Raw genomic sequence first — 17776 nt, 5'->3', positions numbered from 1 at the left:
CCACCCGTGACTCGCACCACCCGCCACCGGGCCGCGCGGACCGAGCCGGCCGGACCGACCGAGCCGCCCCGGCCGACGGACCCGGTCGACGCCGCCGCCCCCGCGAACGACGCGCCCGACGACGCATCCGGCAGCGATTCCCCCGACAGCGCCGCACCCGACGACGCCCCCGCCGGCCCGCGCCGCCGGTCCCCGCTGCTGCGCACGGTGACCGCGGCCGCCGTGCTGGCCCCGCTCGGCCTGGCGGGCTGGCTGGGCTGGCAGGCCGTCGGCGGCCCGGACCGGGGCACCCCCGACCCCGCCCCGGCCCCCACCGCACCCGCCGCGACGAGCACCGACACGCCCGGCCCCGCCGCCACGGGCCCCGCCCCTGCCCCCACCACCGGCGCCGCCACCGACCCCGCGTTCCCCGCCCCGGCCCCCACCGCACCCGGCGCACCCACCGCCGCCCCCACGACCACCACCCTGGCCGGCCGCACCGTCCTGCTCGACCCGGGCCACAACACCGGCAGCTTCGCCCACACCGCCGAGATCAACCGCAAGGTCGACATCGGCAACGCCCGCAAGGAGTGCGACACCACCGGCACCTCCACCGACGCCGGCTACACCGAGGCCGACTACTCCCTGGACGTGGTCCGCCGGGCCCGGACGATCCTCGCCGCCCGGGGCGCCACCGTGGTGCTGGTCCACGACGGCGACCGCCCCTGGGGCCCGTGCATCGACGAGCGCGCCCGGGCCGGCAACACCTCCCACGCCGACGCGGCGGTCTCGGTGCACGGCGACGGCGGCCCGGCGAGCGGCAGCGGGTTCCATGTGATCATGCCCGCCAAGGTGGTCGCGGGGAAGGCGAACACCGCGGCGATCGTCGACCCCTCGCACCGGCTCGGCCTCCTATTGCGCGAGAACTTCCACCGGGCGACCGGCGAGCCCTATGCCGACTACACCGCGAGCCAGGGCCTGGACACCCGCTCCGACCTCGGCGGACTGAACCTCTCGACCGTCCCCAAGGTGTTCATCGAGTGCGGTAACATGCGCAACCCGGCGGACGCCCGCCGGATGACGGATCCTCAGTGGCGCCAGCAGGCCGCCCAGGGGATCGCCGACGCGCTGACGGCGTTCCTGACCACCCGGTAGGAGCCCGCGGAGCCCGGTGCCGTCCGGGGCGGAGCCCGGCGGGCCGGAGCCGGAAACCACCTGGTCGGAACCGCGTGGTTTGCAACGACTTCGCCCCGTTCCCGTGCCCTGCCGTGCACCCGCGCGGCCGTTGGCCCTAGGCTTCTGGTCCGTTCGGGGTTTTCCGGCCGGTCAGTGGACCGGGCGGGCGCCGACACCACACCGGCCGGGCGCCGGAACCGAAACCCGCCGACCACGACACACCAACGAGGGGAACGTTAGTGAATCTGCGCGCTCTCACCAAGGGAGACGCCGCCGTCGCAGGTGCGGCCGTCCTGCTCTTCATCGCCTCCTTCCTGCCGTACTGGACCGTCGACTGCAAGGGCAAGTACTGCGGCGACACCTCGACGAACGCCTGGGACAGCGTCCTGTTCCCCGTCCTGCCCTCGGTCTTCCTGCTCGGCATCCTCGCCGCGGCCCTGATCCTGGTCCAGCGTTTCCAGGGCCAGGCGGCCGTCAACCGCCAGATCCTCGGCCTGCGCCTGGACCAGTGGGGCATCGCCTTCTCGGTGGCCGCGCTCTGGGCCGCGCTGTGGTCGCTCGGCGGCGGCCTGGAGGGCATCGGCCACGGCATCGGCGCCTGGCTCGCCGTCATCGCACTGATCGTCCTGGCCGGTGCGGCCGCGGGCGGCCAGCTGATCCCCGCGCTCAAGACCCCGCTGGTCACCGACCGTCCGGCCGCCACCGCCGCCTTCCCGCCCGGCGGCGGCTACCCGGCGCCGGGCCAGCCCGGCCAGCCCGGCCAGCCCGGCCACTACGGCTACCCGGGCCCGGGCCAGGACCCGAACCAGGCGCAGTCCCCCGCGTTCGCCGGCCAGCCCGGTGGCTACGGCTACCCGACCCCGCAGGCAGGCCAGCCGGTCCCGGGCCAGGGCCAGCCGCAGGACGTCGCCGCCCAGCAGGCCCAGGCCGCGGCCGCGCAGGCCGCCGAGGCCGAGGCCGCCCGTCAGGCCGCCGCCCAGCAGGCCGCGCAGCAGCCGGCCCCGGCCGCCGACTTCGCGCCGTTCTGGTTCGCCGTCCCGGCGCCGCGCCAGCTGGCCCCGAAGGACAACCCGGTCGGCGCCCCGGTCGGCGAGCTCGTCCCGGGCACCTGGTACCTGGCGGTCGAGCAGCGCGGCACCGCGCTGGTCGCCCAGCTCCAGGACGGCACCCAGGGCGTGCTGGCCGACACCTCGGGCATCCAGCGCGGCTGACCCCGTACGGCGAAGGGGCGGGACCGGAGAGATCCGGTCCCGCCCCTTCTTCCGTCCGCGCGCCGGTCAGCAGCAGTCCTGGACCACCAGCCCGGCCGGCAGCTCCTCCCCGCCGAACACCGCCACCGTCGCCGGGTCCCCGCCGAGCGCCGCGACCGCGAGCAGCAGCGCCCCCGCCGTCCAGGTGGTGCGCTCCTCGGGCCAGATCGCGTCGTCCTCGAACACGTACCCGGTCCAGTACGAGCCGTCGGCGTGCCGCAGGTGCTTCTGGATCCAGCGCAGGATGTCCACCGCGCGGTCGGACTCGCCGACCGCCCAGAGCGCCATCGCCAGCTCCGCGCTCTCGCCGCCGGTCACCCAGGGCCGGTCGCTGACGCAGCGCACGCCGAGGCCGGGGACGACGAAGCGGTCCCACCCCCCGGCGATCCGCTCCAGCGCGGCCGGGCCGCGCAGCGCGGTGCCGAGCACCGGGTAGTACCAGTCCATCGAGTAGCGGTCCTTGTCGAGGAACCGCTCGGGGTGGTGGGAGACGGCGTGCCGCAGCCGGCCGGCCGCGAGCTCCCAGTCGGGCTGCGGCTCCTCCAGGTAGTCGGCGACGGCCAGCCCGCAGCGCAGCGCGTGCAGGATGCTGGAGGATCCGGTGAGCAGCGCCTCGTCGGTGGCCGTGCCGTGCTCGTCGACCCGCCAGGCGATCGGTCCGCCGGGCAGCCGCTGGGCGACGATGAAGTCCAGCGCGCGCCGCACCGTCGGCCAGATCCACTCCAGGAAGGCGTCGTCGCCGGTGGAGAGGTGGTGGTGCCAGACGCCGACGGCCACGTAGGCGCAGAAGTTGGTCTCCTTGGCCGCGTTGCAGACCGCGCCGTCGGCGTGGTCCGGCAGCCCGTAGGCGTAGGCGGCGTACCAGGAGCCGTCCGGGTTCTGGCGCGCGGCCAGCCAGCGGTAGGCGGCCTCGGCGGCGGCGTGCTCGCCGGCGGTGTCCAGCGCCATCGCCGCCTCGGTGTGGTCCCAGGGGTCGAGGTGGTGGCCGCGGAACCACGGTATGGCGCCGTCGGGCTGCTGCTCGGCGAGGATGCTGCGGACGGTGCCGGCGGCCTGTTCGGCGTCGAGCACCCCGTCGAGCAGCAGGACCTCGGGGACGGCGGCGGTCACTCCGCCCCGCCCGTCGCCCGCTCCGCCGCGGCGCCGCCCCGCGTCCCGGCCCGGTGCGGCTTGGAGGCGTAGGCGACGAAGCTCTTGCCGATGACCGGGTTGAGCGCCCGCTCGGCGGCCTTGGTGAGGGTGCTGACGACGGGGGTGCCGACGATGTCCCAGACCAGCAGCTGGTGGTAGGCCTTGACCGGCAGCGCCTTGTCGTTGTTCACGCCGACCGCGCACTTGATCCACCAGTACGGCGAGTGCAGCGCGTGCGCGTGGTGGGTGCCGTACGGCTCCAGGCCGGCGTCCTTGAGCTTGTCGAGCAGCTCGTCGCCCCGGTAGATCCGGATGTGGCCGCCCTCGACCTCGTGGTACTCGTCGGAGAGCGCCCAGCAGATCTTCTCGGGCAGCCAGCGCGGCACGGTGACGGCGAGCAGTCCGCCGGGCTTGAGGACCCGGAACATCTCGGTGAGCACGCCCTTGTCGTCGGGGATGTGCTCCATCACCTCGGAGATGATGATCTTGTCGAAGTGGTCGTCCTCGAACGGCAGGGCCAGCGCGTTGCCCTCCATCGCGACCGCGGACGCGCCCTCCGGAGCCTCGCCGGCCTGCTCCATGGCGGCGAACCACTTCCTGACCTCGGCGATCTCCTCGGCGTTCTGGTCGAGGGCGACCACGTTGGCCCCGCGCCGGTAGCACTCGAACGCGTGCCGCCCCCCGCCGCAGCCCAGGTCGAGCACCCGGTCGCCGGGGGCGAGCGGGAAGCGCGAGAAATCAACGGTCAGCACTGCGGACTCCCATTCCTTCGGTACCCAAGGTTCCTGACGCCGAGTCAGATAAATTGCGGGGCGCGTGACGCACGCGGAGGGCGCGCGGTGCGCACGGGCGGCGGGCGGGGCGGCGCGCACCACCGGCAAACGGGTGCGGGCGCTCACCACCCGGCCGCCGGGGCCGTTCGTCAGGCCACGTAGCGCCAGCCGGGTCCGGAGCGGGCCCGGCTCCCGGCCCCGGTGGCGATCGCGGCCCGGTATCCCTCGACGGTCAGCTCGGCGGCGCGCTCCCAGGTGAACCGGGCGAGCACCCGCTCCCGGCCCGCCGCGCCGAGTCTCGCGCGCAGTTCCGGGTCGTCCAGCAGCCGGCCGAGCGCCGCCGCGAGCGCGTCCGGGTCGCCCGGGGGCACCGCCAGGCAGCTCTCGCCGTCCGGTCCTGCGACCTCGGGGATCGCCCCGCCGGTGGTGGCGACCAGCGGGGTGCCGGTGGCCATCGCCTCGGCGGCCGGCAGCGAGAAGCCCTCGTACAGCGACGGCACGCAGGCGACCTCGGCCGAGCGGTAGAGGTCGACCAGTTCCTGGTCGGTCAGGCCGTGCCGGAACTCGATGTGCGCCTCAAGGCCGAAGGCGCGCACCGCGCGGGCGATCGGCCCGTCCTCCTTCTGCGGCTTGCCGACCACGACCAGGTGCGCGTCCTGCTCGGTGCGGACCTTGGCCAGCGCCCCGACCAGGTGCACCAGGCCCTTCAGCGGCACGTCCGCGCTGGAGGTGGTGACGATCCGGCCGGGCACCCGCGCCACCGCGTCGGACGGCGACCAGAGCCGGGTGTCGGCGCCGACCGGCACCACCGAGACGGTGTGCGGCGCGGCACCCAGGTGCTCGGCGATCTCCCGCTTGGAGGTGCCGGAGACGGTGATGATGTGGTCCAGCCGGGCGGCGACCCGGCGCTGCATCCGGGTGAAGGCGTACCAGCGGCGCAGCGACAGCCGCTTCAGCCGGCCGGCGGCCGCGTCCAGTTCGACCTGGCGGTCCACGGTGATCGGGTGGTGGATCGTGGTGACCAGCGGAAAGCCGTGCCGGTCCAGACCGAGCAGGCCGTAGCCGAGCGTCTGGTTGTCGTGCACCACGTCGTAGCGGCCGCGGTGGGCGGCCAGGTACTGGCGGGCGCGCAGCGAGAAGGTCAGCGGCTCGGGGAAGCCGCCGGTGCGCATGGTCAGGTACTCCAGGACGTCCACCGCGCCCCGGTACTCCTCGCGCGCCGGGGTGCGGAAGGGGTCGTCGGCGCGGTAGAGGTCCAGACTGGGCAGTTCGACCAGCCGGACCGAGCCCGGCCCCTCGACCTCGTCCAGGACGGGGTACGGCTGGGCGCCGATCACGTCCACGTGGTGGCCGAGGCGGGCCAGCTCGCGGGAGAGGTGCCGTACGTACACGCCCTGGCCGCCGCAGAACGGGTCGCCCCGGTAGGAGAGCAGGGCAATCCGCAGCGGCTGCGCGGTCATCGTCGGCCCTCATCTCTGCTGCTGTCAGTGCTGCCGGTCGGTAAAGTAGATCAGGTTTCAGTGGGTGTGGAGTCCACCGGTGACCATGTGAACAATGAGAGACCTCGAAGATACCGGCCCGTAGCTTCCGCTCCGGATCCAGGGCTGGTGATTCGCGCCACGCCCGGGAGCGTCCTTGCCGTCACCAACCTCACCGACCTCACCAACGCCACCGCAGCCGACCACGTCACCCTCGTCACCGCCGTCACTGCCGTCACCGCAGCCGCAGGAGCAGCCGCTGACCGCCCGGCAGGCGGAGCGGCGCCGGCGGATCCTGCGGACCGCGACCGTGCTGGCGGCGCGCGGCGGGTACGACGCCGTCCAGATGCGGGAGGTCGCGGAGGGCGCGCAGGTGGCGCTGGGCACGCTCTACCGGTACTTCCCGTCCAAGGTCCACCTGCTGGTGGCGGTGATGCTGGAGCAGCTGCGCGGCCTCCAGGAGCAGGTCCGACGGCATCCGCCCACCGAGTCCGAGCCGGCGCCGCGGGTCGCCGAGACGCTCACCCGGGCGTTCCACGCGCTCCAGCGCGAGCCGCTGCTGGCGGAGGCGATGGTCCGCGCGCTGTCCTTCGCCGACCGCTCGGTGGGCGCCGAGGTGGACCAGGTCTCCGCCGCCACCGGGCAGCTCATCCTGGACGCCATCGGGCAGTCCGGACCGCCCACCGAGGCGCAGCGCGCCGCCGTCCGGGTGATCGAGCACACCTGGCACGCGGCGCTGGTCGCCTGGCTCTCCGGCCGGGCCTCGCTCGCCGAGGTGCGGGCCGACCTGCACACGGCGGCCCGGCTGCTCACGCTGCCCTGACCCGCGCCGGGCCCCGGACCGGGCGCGGGCCGGTCGCGGGCCGGAGCGCGTCCGGGCCGTGCCCCGACCGCCGCCGAACTGGAACCTGTTCTCACCCGGTCCGTACCTGGCGGCCCGACCCGGCGGCTAGAGTCGACGGGCAGGACAACTCCATCCGCTCCTCCTCCGGGGAAAGCCGGTGCGAATCCGGCGCTGACCCCGCAACCGTGAGCCCGGCGCCCCGTCCGCCGGGCGAGTCGGAGTGCCCGGGGAAGGGCGAGCGGCCCCGCGCCCGACGGACCCCCGCCGGGCACCGTCGAGGACTACGGAACGGCCCGCGGGCCGGCACCGCTCACCGAAAGGCACACCTCCGATCATGCTGACCGCCGCCCGTCTGGGCGCCGCCGTCCTGACCGCCGCGCTGCTCACCGGCACCGCCGCCGCCCCGGCCCTGGCCGACACCCCCGGCGCCGGCACCACCGCCGCCGCGGCGGCGGTCCCCGAAGGCCTGTACGGCAAGGGCGACCCGAGCTACGACGGCGTCTGGCGGCAGTCGCTCGCCCTGACCGCGCTCACCGCCGCCAAGGTGGCCCCGGCCGACTCCGCCGTCGCCTGGCTCACCGGCCAGCAGTGCGCGGACGGCGGCTGGCCCTCGTACCGGGCCGACGCCGCGGCCGCCTGCGACGCCGGGACGGAGGACAGCAACGCGACCGCCGTCGCGATCCAGGCGCTGGTCGCCCTCGGCGGCCACCAGGACGCCGTGGACAAGGGCGTCCAGTGGCTCAGGGCCAACCAGAACGCGGACGGCAGCTGGGCCTACAACCCCGGCAACCCGGGCGACGCCAACTCCACCGGCCTCGCGATCAACGCCCTGCTCGCCGCGAAGGCCGACCCGGCGACCGTCGCCAAGGACGGCAGGAGCGCCTTCGACGGGCTCGCCCTCTTCCAGCTCGGCTGCGCCGCCCCCGCCGAGCAGCGCGGCGGCTTCGTCTACCAGACCTCCCCCGACGGCACCCCCGCCGAGGCCAACGGCCTCGCCAGCGGCCAGGCCTCGCTCGCCGCGGCCGGCGGCAGGCTGCCGGTCACCAACACCAACCGCACCGACGCCGCCCCCAAGGCCCTGGCCTGCCCGGACGGCGGCGCCACCGCCACGGCCGTGCCGCGCGCCGACTCCGGCGAGGCGGCGGGCGCGTACCTCACGGCGGGGCTCGCGGCGAACGGGCAGCACCTCACGCTGACCCTGCCCGGCGCCGCGCCCGCCCCCGACTACGCGGCCACCGCCTGGGCCTCGCTCGGCCTGGTCCAGGGCGGCCACCCGCAGCAGGCCGCGGGCGCGGTCGACTGGCTGGCCAAGGAGGGCGACGGCTGGACCAAGGGCGGCACCGACGCCGCCGCGACCGCCACCCTGGTGCTGGTCGCCCAGGCCGCGCAGCGCGACCCGGCCTCCTTCGGCGGGACCGACCTGGTCAAGCAGCTGACCGCGCTCGGCCCCGAGCCCAAGGCCGCCGGCGCCGCGTCCGCCCCGGCGAGCGCCTCCGCGCCGACCGAGAAGGACAAGGGCAGCAGCCTCAACACGTACTGGCTGCTGGGCGTCGGCCTGCTGATCGGCATCGGCGGCGGCCTGCTCCTGAGCCTCCAGCGCAAGCGCGGCGCGAAGCTGTGACCACCCCCGGCCGGGACCCGCGGCCGGCCGCCCGGCCGGCCGACGCCGCCCCGGCCGCCACCAGTGCCGCCGCCCGGTCGGAGACCCGGCGGCGGGTGGTGCGGGCGGCCGTGCGGTTCACGGTCGGGATGATCACCGGGGTGCTGATCCTGCTGATGCTCGGGGCGGCACCGGCGCAGGCCGCCGGGTACCGGTACTGGTCGTTCTGGCGGTGGTCCGACGGCGGCTGGGCGTACCAGCAGCAGGGGCCGGCCGTGCACGTCCCGGCGGACGGCGCGGTGGAGGGCTGGCGGTTCGCCGTCAGCCCGGACGGCGGACAGGACGCCGCCCGGCCCGCCGCGGCCGGGGACTTCGCCGCCGTCTGCGCCGCCACTCCGGCCGTGGACGGGCGCAAGCGGGTCGCCGTGGTGCTGGACTTCGGCGGCGCCGCCGACGCGCCCGGCGGCGAGAGCCCGCCGGCCGCGCGCACCGCGTGCGCCGTCGTCGCACCCCGGGCCAGTTCGGCGGAGGTGCTGGCCACCGTCGCCCCGCCGCTGCGGTACGACACCAACGGCCTGCTCTGCGCCATCGCGGGCTATCCGCGCGGCGGCTGCGCCGACCAGCTCGGTGCGGCCGGTGCGGCCGGTGCACCCTCCTCCGCGCCGGTGGACGCCGCGCACCCCTCGGACGCCGCGAGCGCCGCCCGGACCTCCGCCGGCCCCGTCCTCGGGGTGGGCGCCGGCCTCGCGCTCGTCGCCGCGCTCGGCGCGGGCGCCGCCTGGCAGGTGCGCCGCCGTCGATGAGGATCACTCGCCCCGGTCCAGCCACACGTCCCCGGCGCTCGAATATGACGACCGGTCTGCAGATTCGCTACTCAGTAGACCGGTCCACATATTCCTCCTATGCCGACCGGTCTACATAAAACCCACCCCCGGCGCAGGAAGTCGGCCGATCCGACTTCCCACTCCACGCGCCGCCCGCACCGACGCCGACCACTCCCCCGCACGACTCGACACCCCACCCCTGGACCCGACCGTTGGACCCCACCGTGCCCCCACCCCGCGCCGCCCGCCGCCGGCCCGCCGCCGGACCCCGCCACCTTCACCCCGGGGCGTGGTGGCTGTGGGCGCTCGGCCTGGGCGCGGCCGCCACCCGCACCACCAACCCGCTGGTCCTGCTGCTGCTCGCCGCCGTCGCCGGCTACGTGGTCGCCGCCCGGCGCGGCGACGCGCCCTGGTCGCGCTCCTACGGCGCGTTCCTGCGCCTCGGCCTCCTGGTGCTCGGCATCCGGCTGGTCTTCGCCGTGCTGCTCGGCTCACCCGTCCCCGGCACCCACGTCCTGTTCACCCTCCCCGAGGTCCCGCTCCCCGCCTGGGCGCAGGGCGTGCGGATCGGCGGCCGAGTGACCGCCGAGGGCCTGCTCGCCGCGCTGTACGACGGGCTGCGGCTGGCCACCCTGCTGGTCTGCGTCGGCGCCGCGAACGCCCTCGCCAGCCCGGCCCGGCTGCTGCGCACGCTGCCCGGCGCGCTCTACGAGGCCGGCGTCGCCGTCGTGGTCGCGATGACCTTCGCGCCGAACCTGGTCGCCGACGTGCAGCGGCTGCGCGCCGCCCGCAGGCTGCGCGGACGCACCGACCGCGGCGTCACCGCCCTGCTCAGCGTCGGACTGCCCGTCCTGGAGGGCGCGTTGGAGCGCTCGGTGGCGCTCGCGGCCGCGATGGACACCCGCGGGTTCGGGCGCACCGCCGCGGTGCCGCGCCGGATCGCCGTGCTCACCGCCGTCCTCACCCTGGCCGGGCTGCTCGGCATCTGCCTGGCCGCGTACGGCCTGCTGACGGCGGGCGACGGCGGATGGGCGGTACCGGTGCTGGTGATCGGCCTGGCCGCCGCCTTCGCCGGGCTGCTGCTCGGCGGACGGCGCTCGGTCCGGACCCGCTACCGGCCCGATCCGTGGGCGCTGCCCGAGTGGCTCACCGCCGGGTCCGGGATCGCGGTCGCCGTGTCGACGGCCTGGCTCGCCTCGCTCGACCCGCTCGCCTTCGCCCCCACCGTCGTCCCGCCGACCGCGCCCGTCCTGCCGGTCGCCGCCGCGGCGGCTGTGCTGCTCGGCCTGCTCCCCGCGTTCGCGGCGCCGCCCCCGCCGTCCGGCACGGAAGGCCGGCCCCCGGCCGACTCCACCGACCGCACCACCCCCGCCGTCCCCGCCACGCCCGCCGTCCCTACCGTCCCCGCCGTCCCCGCCGACGCGACCGAGCCCCGGAGGACCTCGTGATCACCTTCGAACAGGTCGGCGTCCAGTACGCCGACGCCGCGGCCCCCACTCTCAGCGGCGTCGACCTCACCGTCCCCGAGGGCGAACTCTGCCTGCTCGTCGGCCCGTCGGGCTCCGGCAAGTCCACCCTGCTGGGCACGGTCAGCGGCCTCGTCCCGCACTTCACCGGCGGTGTGCTGCACGGCCGGGTCACCGTCGGCGGGCGCGACACCCGCGAGCACCGCCCGCGCGACCTCGCCGACCTGGTCGGCACCGTGGGCCAGGACCCGCGTGCGCACTTCGTCACCGACACCGTCGAGGACGAACTCGCCTACGGCATGGAGTCCCTGGGCCTGGCCCCGGACGTGATGCGGCGCCGGGTCGAGGAGACCCTCGACCTCCTCGGCCTGGCCGACCTGCGCCGGCGCGCGCTCGCCTCGCTCTCCGGCGGCCAGCAGCAGCGGGTCGCGATCGGCTCGGTGCTCACCGTCCACCCACGCGTGCTGGTACTGGACGAGCCCACCTCCGCGCTGGACCCGGGTGCCGCCGAGGAGGTGCTGGCCGTGCTCCAGCGGCTGGTCCACGACCTCGGCACCACCGTGCTGATGGCGGAGCACCGGCTGGAGCGGGTGGTCCAGTACGCCGACCAGGTGCTGCTGCTCACCCCCGGCGAACCGCCCGTGCTCGGCGAGCCGGCCGAGGTGATGGCGCACTCACCGGTGCACCCGCCGGTGGTCGGGCTCGGCCGGCTGGTCGGCTGGCGCCCGCTGCCGCTCACCGTCCGCGACGCCCGCCGCCGGGCCGCCGGGCTGCGCACCCGGCTGGACGGCCGGCGCCCGCCCGTGCCGCCCGCCGCCGCGGACCGCGGCGCGCCGCTCGCCGCCGCCTCCCGCCTGGTGGTGCGGCGCGGCCCCGTCCCCGCCCTGCGCGGGGTCGACCTCACCCTCCACCCGGGCGAGGTCACCGCCCTGATGGGCCGAAACGGCGCCGGCAAGTCCACCCTGCTCGGCACCCTGGTCGGCCTGCACCCGCCCGCCTCCGGCTCGGTCACGGTCGGCGGCCGCACCCCGCACCGCACCCGGCCCGCCGAGCTGATCCGCCAGGTCGGCCTCGTCCCGCAGGACCCGCGCGACCTGCTGTACGGCGAGAGCGTCGCCGCCGAGTGCGCGTCCGCCGACCGTGACGCGGGCGCCGCCCCCGGCACCTGCCGCGCCCTGGTCGAACGGCTGCTGCCCGGCCTCGACGACGACGCCCACCCGCGCGACCTCTCCGAGGGCCAGCGCCTCACCCTCGCCCTGGCGGTGGTGCTCACCGCCCGCCCGCCGCTGATCCTGCTCGACGAGCCCACCCGGGGCCTCGACTACGCGGCCAAGGCCCGGCTGGTGGAGATCCTGCGCGGCCTCGCCACCGAGGGCCACGCCGTGCTGCTCGCCACCCACGACGTCGAACTGGCGGCCGAACTCTCCCACCGCACGGCCGTCCTGGCCGACGGCGAGATCGTCGCGGACGGGCCGACTCCCGAGGTGGTGCTCGGCTCACCGGCGTTCGCCCCGCAGGTCGCCAAGATCCTGGCGCCGGGCCCGTGGCTCACCGTCCACCAGGTCGCGGGCGCCCTCGCGGAGGCCGCCGAGTGACCGGCCCGCTCGCCCGCCCCGTCCCGCTCGGCCGCCGCTCGATCGCCGCGCTCGCGCTGACCTCCCTGGTCGGCGTGGCCGGCTTCGGCTGGCCGCTGCTCGCCTCCACCCGGTCCGCCCTGGTGGGCCACTCCGCCGACGCCCCCTGGCTGTTCGCCCTCCTCCTCCCGCTGCTGCTCGCCGTCGTCGTCGCCCAGATCTCCGAGGGCCGCACGGCGGGCGGCGGCGCACCCGGGCTGGACGCCAAGTCGGTGGCCCTGCTCGGCGTGCTGGCCGCCGCCGGCGCGGCCCTGCGCCCGCTCGGCGCGGGCACCGCCGGGCTGGAGCCGATGTTCTTCCTGATGGTGCTGTCCGGCCGGGTGCTCGGTCCCGGCTTCGGTCTCGTGCTCGGCGCGCTGTCGATGTTCGCCTCCGCGCTGCTGACCGGCGGCGTCGGACCCTGGCTGCCGTTCCAGATGCTCGCCATGGGCTGGGTGAGCCTCGGCGCCGGCCTGCTCCCCGGCCCCGCCCGGCTGCGCGGCCGCCGCGAACTCCTGCTCCTCGCCGTCTACGGGGCGACGGCCTCGCTCCTCTACGGCGTGATCATGAACCTCCAGGGCTGGCCGTACATCGCGGGCCTCGCGAGTTCGATCTCCTTCGTCCCCGGCGACCCGCTCTCCGACAACCTGGTCCGCTTCGCCGCCTACTGCCTCACCACCTCCCTCGGCTGGGACCTCCCCCGCGCCGCCCTCACCGTCGTCCTCTGCCTCACCCTCGGCACCCCCGTCCTGCGCGCCCTGCGCCGAGCCACCCGCCGCGCCGCCTTCGCCACCACACCCGCCTTCCACCCGCCGACTCACCCGCCCGGCAGCACCCCGCCGTCCGAAGGGGTGAACCACACCACCCGGGCGTGACGGGCGCCCCCGGGCGGTCCGGCCGTGCACGAGGATGCTCGACCGCAGCCCCGAGGAAGTGGAGTCGAGCCCCCATGCACCCGCTCAAGCGACGCCTCGCCCCCACGGCCACCGTCGCCGCCACGGCGCTCGCCCTCGCCGGCGCCTTCGCCCGACCCGCCGCCGCCGTCACCTTCATCGGCCGCGACGTACCGACCACCGTCACGATCGCCCCGGGCGAGAGCGCCGCCGTCCCGTGGACGTACCAGAACACCGGCGGCGCGGGCAGCCTCCCCTCCTCCGGCATGACCGCCGTCTTCACCGCCCCGGGCAGCACCACCTTCGCCCCGCAGACCACCGTGCCCACCCAGTACAGCGGCGACGGCTCGGCCTGGGGCACCAACAACGTCGGCCTGCGCAACTGCGCCCTCAGCGACCGGAACCGCACCCTCACCTGCGAGGGCTACGGCCGCAACGGGGGCAACAGCGGCTGGCCCGCCAAGGGATACTTCCGCTTCTCCCCGCAGGTCACCGTGGACTCCGGCGCCCCCGCCGACACCGTCCTTCCGCGCGGCAACGGCAGCTTCCGGTACACCACCCCGGGCAGTGGCACCGAGTACACGGTCACCGACGGCACCCTGACCGTCGCCACCCCGCCCCGCCCGCCGTCCGGCATGTGCCTGGACGTCGGCAACACCCGCCTCAACGCGGACAACGTCCGCATCTGGCAGTGCCTGGACCACACCAACCAGCGCTTCGTCGTCGACGACGGCCGGATCAAGGTCGCCGACACCATCGGCACCGGCGGCCCCGAGATGTGCCTCGACGCCGACAACACCGGCACCAACGGCGACAACGTCCGCATCTGGGCCTGCGAGTACTCCCAGACCGCCGACGCCAACCAGTCCTGGCTGCTGCGCCGGGGCGCGGCCGTCCTGGAGTCCACGGTCGGCTCCGCCCAGGAGATGTGCCTGGACGTCGGCGGCACCCGCGACAACGGGGACAACGTCTTCCTCTTCACCTGCGGCGCCACCAACCCCGACCAGAAGTTCCTGGTCGAGAACGGCTACCTCAAGGTCCGCGACACCGTCTGATCCCCTGCGCAACCGACACACAACTCCCCCGCCCCGACGACAGGACGGCCGCACATGCCGTCCCGCCCCGGGCACTCATGACGCCTCGGGCGCGGCACCGCCACCGCGCCCCTACCCCTGCCCCACGGAACGGGAGGCACCTTCGCCAACCGCCCGCCGAGCACCGCCGCGACGCTGTGGGTCACCTTCCCCGGCAACGGCGCGGCCAGGACGCCCAGCAGCGCGTCCGCCGACCACCCACCCGCCAACAACCCCTCCACCCGCGCCGCCTGATCCACCAGGGGTTTGCCCGCCAGCGCCAACTTCGGATCCCGCTGCCCGAGTTCGAGCAGCAGGCCCATCCCCTCCGTCATGCGGGGCGCCGCCGCCGGAAGGACGGAGGGTTCCTTGCACCCCGCCGTCCTTACCCTCAAGGAGGGGCTTCCCGCCTTCCCGGCACCGGGCACCCCGGCGGCCGGAGACGCGGGAAGCGGCGGCAGCGCGTGAACCGCCTTGTCCGCAACGGGCACTTCATGCACGGAGACCACCGTCCTGACCCGCCCGCTCACGGGGTCACGGACGGTCCGCCGCACGTAGTGCCCGGCCGCCTCCAGCTCCCGCAGCGCGCGGGCAACCGTCGCGCGCCCCTCAACACTCTTCGCCGCCAACGTCCGTACGTCCTCACGGGCCCCGTCCGGCAGGCTGAGCAAGTAGCCCAACAGCCCCCGCGCCGCCCACGACAGCGCGTGCTTCCGCACGACATGCCGGTTGTCCAGGATCGTGTACCCGGGCGCGTGCTCGGGGATACGATGAATCCGCATCGTGGAGCTCTCTTCTCCTGGTGCCAATCCCCGGGGTGTTGGCGCACCGCCGGGGCTTTTCGTGTCGGCATCACGGTAAGCACGATCAACGACCGCCCGAGCCCGAATCAGCAGGTCCTCCCTCCAGATCACCCGTTCTGGGGGCGCGCAGGAGCACACTCCGGCGCGCGCCGGTCGCCTTCCCTCCACACCTGGATCCGACCGGCCCACACTGCGGGCCCGACGGCGACAGCTCTCACCGTCGCCGTCGGACGGCCCGTCATCACCTTGTGCCCCAGCCGCGTGAATGTTCCGCCGGGCACGATTGGACGCCGGTCGGCGTAGGTACGTGGTTCTGCTGTCCGCGTCGCCTCCCGACATCGAGGTTCCCGTGTCCCCTGTCCGACACCTGCGGCCGCGCCCGCCGCACGTGCTCTCGGCCCTCCTCGCCGTGGCACTCGGCGCCGGCGCCGCCGCCCTGGCCCCACCGCTCTCGGCGGCACCGCCCGCCAAGCATGCCCCGGCGGTCGGCGGAACCGCCGCCGACCGGGCCGTCCACCCGGCCTCGAAGCCGAAGCCCCGGGGGGCTGGGACGCAGCGGCCGATCGGCCCCGACCCGGTGGTGGACCTGCTGGCGCACGGCAACCTCACCATGGCCTCCAACTCGGTGCTGACCTGCGACGACAGCGACGGCTCGGTCTGCAACGACACCGAGGGCACCAACAACGGCCGCACCAAGTACGTGAAGACCGATCCGAACGCGCCCGGCGACAACGCGTCCTCGGCGCAGCTGGTGATCCCGGCCGGGGCCCGGGTGCTGTCGGCGCGCCTGTACTGGCAGTTCAACCCGACCAACACCAGCACCGCCGGCGGCACCTCAGGGGACATCAACACCGGCAACCAGGTGTCCTGGAAGGTCCCCGGCAGCGCCTCGTACGAACAGGTGACCGCCGACACCTACGACTGGTTCGACCAGCAGGTCGGCGGGACCCCGCCGGAGCCGCTGCTCGCCGGGGCGGGTGTGAAGGACGTCACCGCCCAGGTGAAGGCCGCGGGCCCGGGCAGCTACACCGTCGCGGACATCCAGGCCTGCGCCGGACGCTCCTCCGCGCAGAACTTCGGCGGCAACAACGTCGGCTGCTGGGGCGGCTGGTCCCTGGTCGTCGCCTACGAGGACCAGGCGGAGCCGCTGCGCTACCTCCAGGTCTGGGACGGCTTCCAACTGCTGCGCACCCCCGACAACCTGGCCACGCTCACCCTCTCCGGCATCCGCACGCCCGCCACCGCCCCGCCGGCCACGATGGGCGTCACCGTCGGCGACGGCGACGTTCCGATCGCGGGCGACCAGCTGCTGGTCGGCTCCACGACCGACAACCTGACGCTGCTGCCGATGCCCGGCCCCACCGGCGTCGACACCGACAACGCCTTCACGAGCCGGATCGACCACGTCGCGGCCGACGGGACCGGCACCAACATCACCACCCGCGATCCCGCCCCGGTCAACAACTACGGCTACGACGCCCGGATGATCGACGTCACCGGCAGGATCCCCGCCGACAGCACCCAGGCCGTGCTCCGGATCAACGGCGCCGGCGACGCGCTGCACCCGCAGGCCGTCTGGCTCGCCGTCGACGCCCTGGAACCCGACCTCCGGATCACCAAGGCCAACCAGCCACCCGGCAGCCCCGACGACATCCCGCCCGGCCTGGTCGGCCCCGGACAGACCATCACCTACTCGTTCACGGTGGCCAACCGCCATCAGGACGGCACCAGCGCCGACCTCGACACCGCCACCGGCATCACCCTGACCGACGAGATCCCGGCCGGCACCACCTACGTCGCCGGGTCCAACCCCGCCTGCCAGGCCGCCGGACAGGCCGTCACCTGCACGATTGCCGACCTGGCGCCGGGCGCCGAGACCACCGTCTCCTTCCAGGTCACGGTGGACGACGGGACCGCCGTCGGCACCCGTCTCGACGACACGGCCACGCTCCGATTCCGGGGCAGCCAGACCCAGCGGCCCCAGGAGCGCACCAGCAACACCGTCCGCAACACCGTCGCCGCGCTCCCCGGCTACACCATCGTCAAGACGGCCGCCCCCACCAGCGCCCGGCCCGGCGACACCGTCCGCTACCGGATCCAGGTCACCAACACCAGCCAGACCGACGCCCCCGGCATCACCCTGACCGACGACCTGTCGGGTCTGCTGAACTCGGCCACCTACAACAACGACGCCGTCGCGGACCGCGGCAACGTCCAGTTCGCCGGCACCACGCTCACCTGGACCGGCGACCTGCCCGTCGGAGCCAGCGCAACGATCGACTTCTCCGTCTCCGTGCGCTCCCCGCTGGCCGCCGACGCGGTGCTGCGCAACGCCGTCACCTCCGGCACCTACACCAACAACTGTCCGCAGGGCTCGACCGACCCGCGCTGCCGCACCGAGGTCCCGGTCACCGTGCCGAGTCCCAGCCCGAGCCCGAGTCCCAGCCCGACGTCTTCACCGAGCCCGACCCAGAGCCCGAGCCCGACAACCTCGCCGAGTCCGAGTCCGAGTCCCAGCCCGAGCCCCAGCCCCAGCCCCAGCCCCAGCCCCAGCCCGACATCCTCACCGAGCCCGACCCAGAGCCCGAGCCCGAGCCACACCCGGACTCCGACTCCGACTCAGCCCCACAGCCACACCCCTGGCCCGCACCCCACCCACGTGCCCCCGCCCGGCCCTCCGCACCACGGCGGCCACCTCCCCGAGACCGGTAGCAACGCCGCCACGCTGCTGCCCCTCGTCGGGCTCGCCGCGCTCGGCGCCCTCGCGGCAGGCGTGATCCTGGTGATCCGGACCCGCCGCACCCGCTGAGTTCCGCAGGAACGACACCCCGAAGGCGAGCACCACGGCCGCGCCCACGCACCCCGCGTGGGCG

The 17776-nt window shown here is 75.3% G+C and carries 14 protein-coding genes and 1 riboswitch; of the genes, 10 read left to right on the top strand and 4 right to left on the bottom strand.

The features are described 5' to 3' along the window. Window positions 1-6 precede the first annotated feature (6 nt). Window positions 7-1134 (top strand): N-acetylmuramoyl-L-alanine amidase, encoded by a 1128-nt coding sequence (locus ACFU74_RS18375; protein WP_380757811.1) that lies wholly within the window; start codon window positions 7-9, stop codon window positions 1132-1134. Between the two features lie 260 nt (window positions 1135-1394). Next, window positions 1395-2366 (top strand): hypothetical protein, encoded by a 972-nt coding sequence (locus ACFU74_RS18370; RefSeq protein WP_380757808.1) that lies wholly within the window; start codon window positions 1395-1397, stop codon window positions 2364-2366. A gap of 66 nt (window positions 2367-2432) precedes the next feature. Here ACFU74_RS18370 and ACFU74_RS18365 read toward each other — a convergent pair whose 3' ends face one another. The 3 genes from ACFU74_RS18365 to ACFU74_RS18355 form a co-directional block, all read right to left on the bottom strand. Beyond that, complete coding sequence (locus ACFU74_RS18365) at window positions 2433-3515, bottom strand: prenyltransferase (RefSeq protein ID WP_380757806.1); 1083 nt, start codon at window positions 3513-3515, stop codon at window positions 2433-2435. After that, complete coding sequence (locus ACFU74_RS18360) at window positions 3512-4288, bottom strand: class I SAM-dependent methyltransferase (RefSeq protein WP_380757804.1); 777 nt, start codon at window positions 4286-4288, stop codon at window positions 3512-3514. The genes ACFU74_RS18365 and ACFU74_RS18360 overlap by 4 nt, the downstream gene beginning before the upstream one ends. A gap of 170 nt (window positions 4289-4458) precedes the next feature. After that, window positions 4459-5769: a glycosyltransferase family 4 protein gene (locus tag ACFU74_RS18355; protein ID WP_380757802.1), complete on the bottom strand. Its 1311-nt coding sequence runs from the start codon at window positions 5767-5769 to the stop codon at window positions 4459-4461. Between the two features lie 247 nt (window positions 5770-6016). On the opposite strand from ACFU74_RS18355, the gene ACFU74_RS18350 reads away from it, so the two are divergent. The 7 genes from ACFU74_RS18350 to ACFU74_RS18320 all read left to right on the top strand — a co-directional run bounded on the left by ACFU74_RS18350 (window position 6017) and on the right by ACFU74_RS18320 (window position 14082). Then, a complete protein-coding gene (locus tag ACFU74_RS18350; protein WP_380757838.1) occupies window positions 6017-6610 on the top strand; it encodes a TetR family transcriptional regulator in 594 nt (197 codons plus the stop codon). Between the two features lie 174 nt (window positions 6611-6784). Then, a riboswitch (cobalamin riboswitch) is annotated at window positions 6785-6851 on the top strand. Between the two features lie 114 nt (window positions 6852-6965). Continuing rightward, complete coding sequence (locus ACFU74_RS18345) at window positions 6966-8252, top strand: prenyltransferase/squalene oxidase repeat-containing protein (RefSeq protein ID WP_380757799.1); 1287 nt, start codon at window positions 6966-6968, stop codon at window positions 8250-8252. Window positions 8253-8380: 128 nt separating this feature from the next. Then, window positions 8381-9034 carry an SCO2322 family protein gene (locus tag ACFU74_RS18340; protein ID WP_380757836.1) on the top strand — a complete coding sequence of 218 codons (654 nt, stop codon included), beginning with the start codon at window positions 8381-8383 and terminating at the stop codon, window positions 9032-9034. A gap of 245 nt (window positions 9035-9279) precedes the next feature. Next, window positions 9280-10503 (top strand): CbiQ family ECF transporter T component, encoded by a 1224-nt coding sequence (locus ACFU74_RS18335; RefSeq protein ID WP_380757797.1) that lies wholly within the window; start codon window positions 9280-9282, stop codon window positions 10501-10503. After that, window positions 10500-12116 carry an ABC transporter ATP-binding protein gene (locus ACFU74_RS18330; protein WP_380757795.1) on the top strand — a complete coding sequence of 539 codons (1617 nt, stop codon included), beginning with the start codon at window positions 10500-10502 and terminating at the stop codon, window positions 12114-12116. Before ACFU74_RS18335 ends, ACFU74_RS18330 begins: the two co-directional genes overlap by 4 nt. Further along, window positions 12113-13009 carry an ECF transporter S component gene (locus ACFU74_RS18325; RefSeq protein WP_380757793.1) on the top strand — a complete coding sequence of 299 codons (897 nt, stop codon included), beginning with the start codon at window positions 12113-12115 and terminating at the stop codon, window positions 13007-13009. Before ACFU74_RS18330 ends, ACFU74_RS18325 begins: the two co-directional genes overlap by 4 nt. Before the next feature lie 74 nt (window positions 13010-13083). Beyond that, window positions 13084-14082: an RICIN domain-containing protein gene (locus ACFU74_RS18320; protein WP_380757791.1), complete on the top strand. Its 999-nt coding sequence runs from the start codon at window positions 13084-13086 to the stop codon at window positions 14080-14082. On the opposite strand, the gene ACFU74_RS18315 is transcribed toward ACFU74_RS18320, so the two are convergent. Further along, window positions 14055-14882 carry a helix-turn-helix domain-containing protein gene (locus tag ACFU74_RS18315; RefSeq protein WP_380757789.1) on the bottom strand — a complete coding sequence of 276 codons (828 nt, stop codon included), beginning with the start codon at window positions 14880-14882 and terminating at the stop codon, window positions 14055-14057. The two genes, ACFU74_RS18320 and ACFU74_RS18315, sit on opposite strands and share 28 nt — an antisense overlap. Before the next feature lie 370 nt (window positions 14883-15252). Here ACFU74_RS18315 and ACFU74_RS18310 point away from each other — a divergent pair, with 370 nt between their 5' ends. Then, on the top strand, window positions 15253-17712 hold the full coding sequence (locus ACFU74_RS18310; RefSeq protein WP_380757787.1) for an LPXTG cell wall anchor domain-containing protein: 2460 nt from the start codon (window positions 15253-15255) through the stop codon (window positions 17710-17712). The last annotated feature ends 64 nt before the right edge of the window (window positions 17713-17776 follow it).

Source organism: Kitasatospora sp. NPDC057500 (assembly GCF_042802195.1).
Lineage (GTDB): Bacteria > Actinomycetota > Actinomycetes > Streptomycetales > Streptomycetaceae > Kitasatospora.
This window is presented reverse-complemented; position numbering and strand designations above follow the sequence as displayed.

Excerpts from the sequence above, each read along its gene's own strand:
- ACFU74_RS18355 (WP_380757802.1), bottom strand. The coding sequence starts at position 5,769 with ATGACCGCGCAGCCGCTGCGGATTGCCCTGCTCTCCTACCGGGGCGAC.
- ACFU74_RS18345 (WP_380757799.1), top strand. The coding sequence starts at position 6,966 with ATGCTGACCGCCGCCCGTCTGGGCGCCGCCGTCCTGACCGCCGCGCTG.
- ACFU74_RS18340 (WP_380757836.1), top strand. The coding sequence starts at position 8,381 with ATGATCACCGGGGTGCTGATCCTGCTGATGCTCGGGGCGGCACCGGCG.
- ACFU74_RS18320 (WP_380757791.1), top strand. The coding sequence starts at position 13,084 with ATGCACCCGCTCAAGCGACGCCTCGCCCCCACGGCCACCGTCGCCGCC.
- ACFU74_RS18315 (WP_380757789.1), bottom strand. The coding sequence starts at position 14,882 with ATGCGGATTCATCGTATCCCCGAGCACGCGCCCGGGTACACGATCCTG.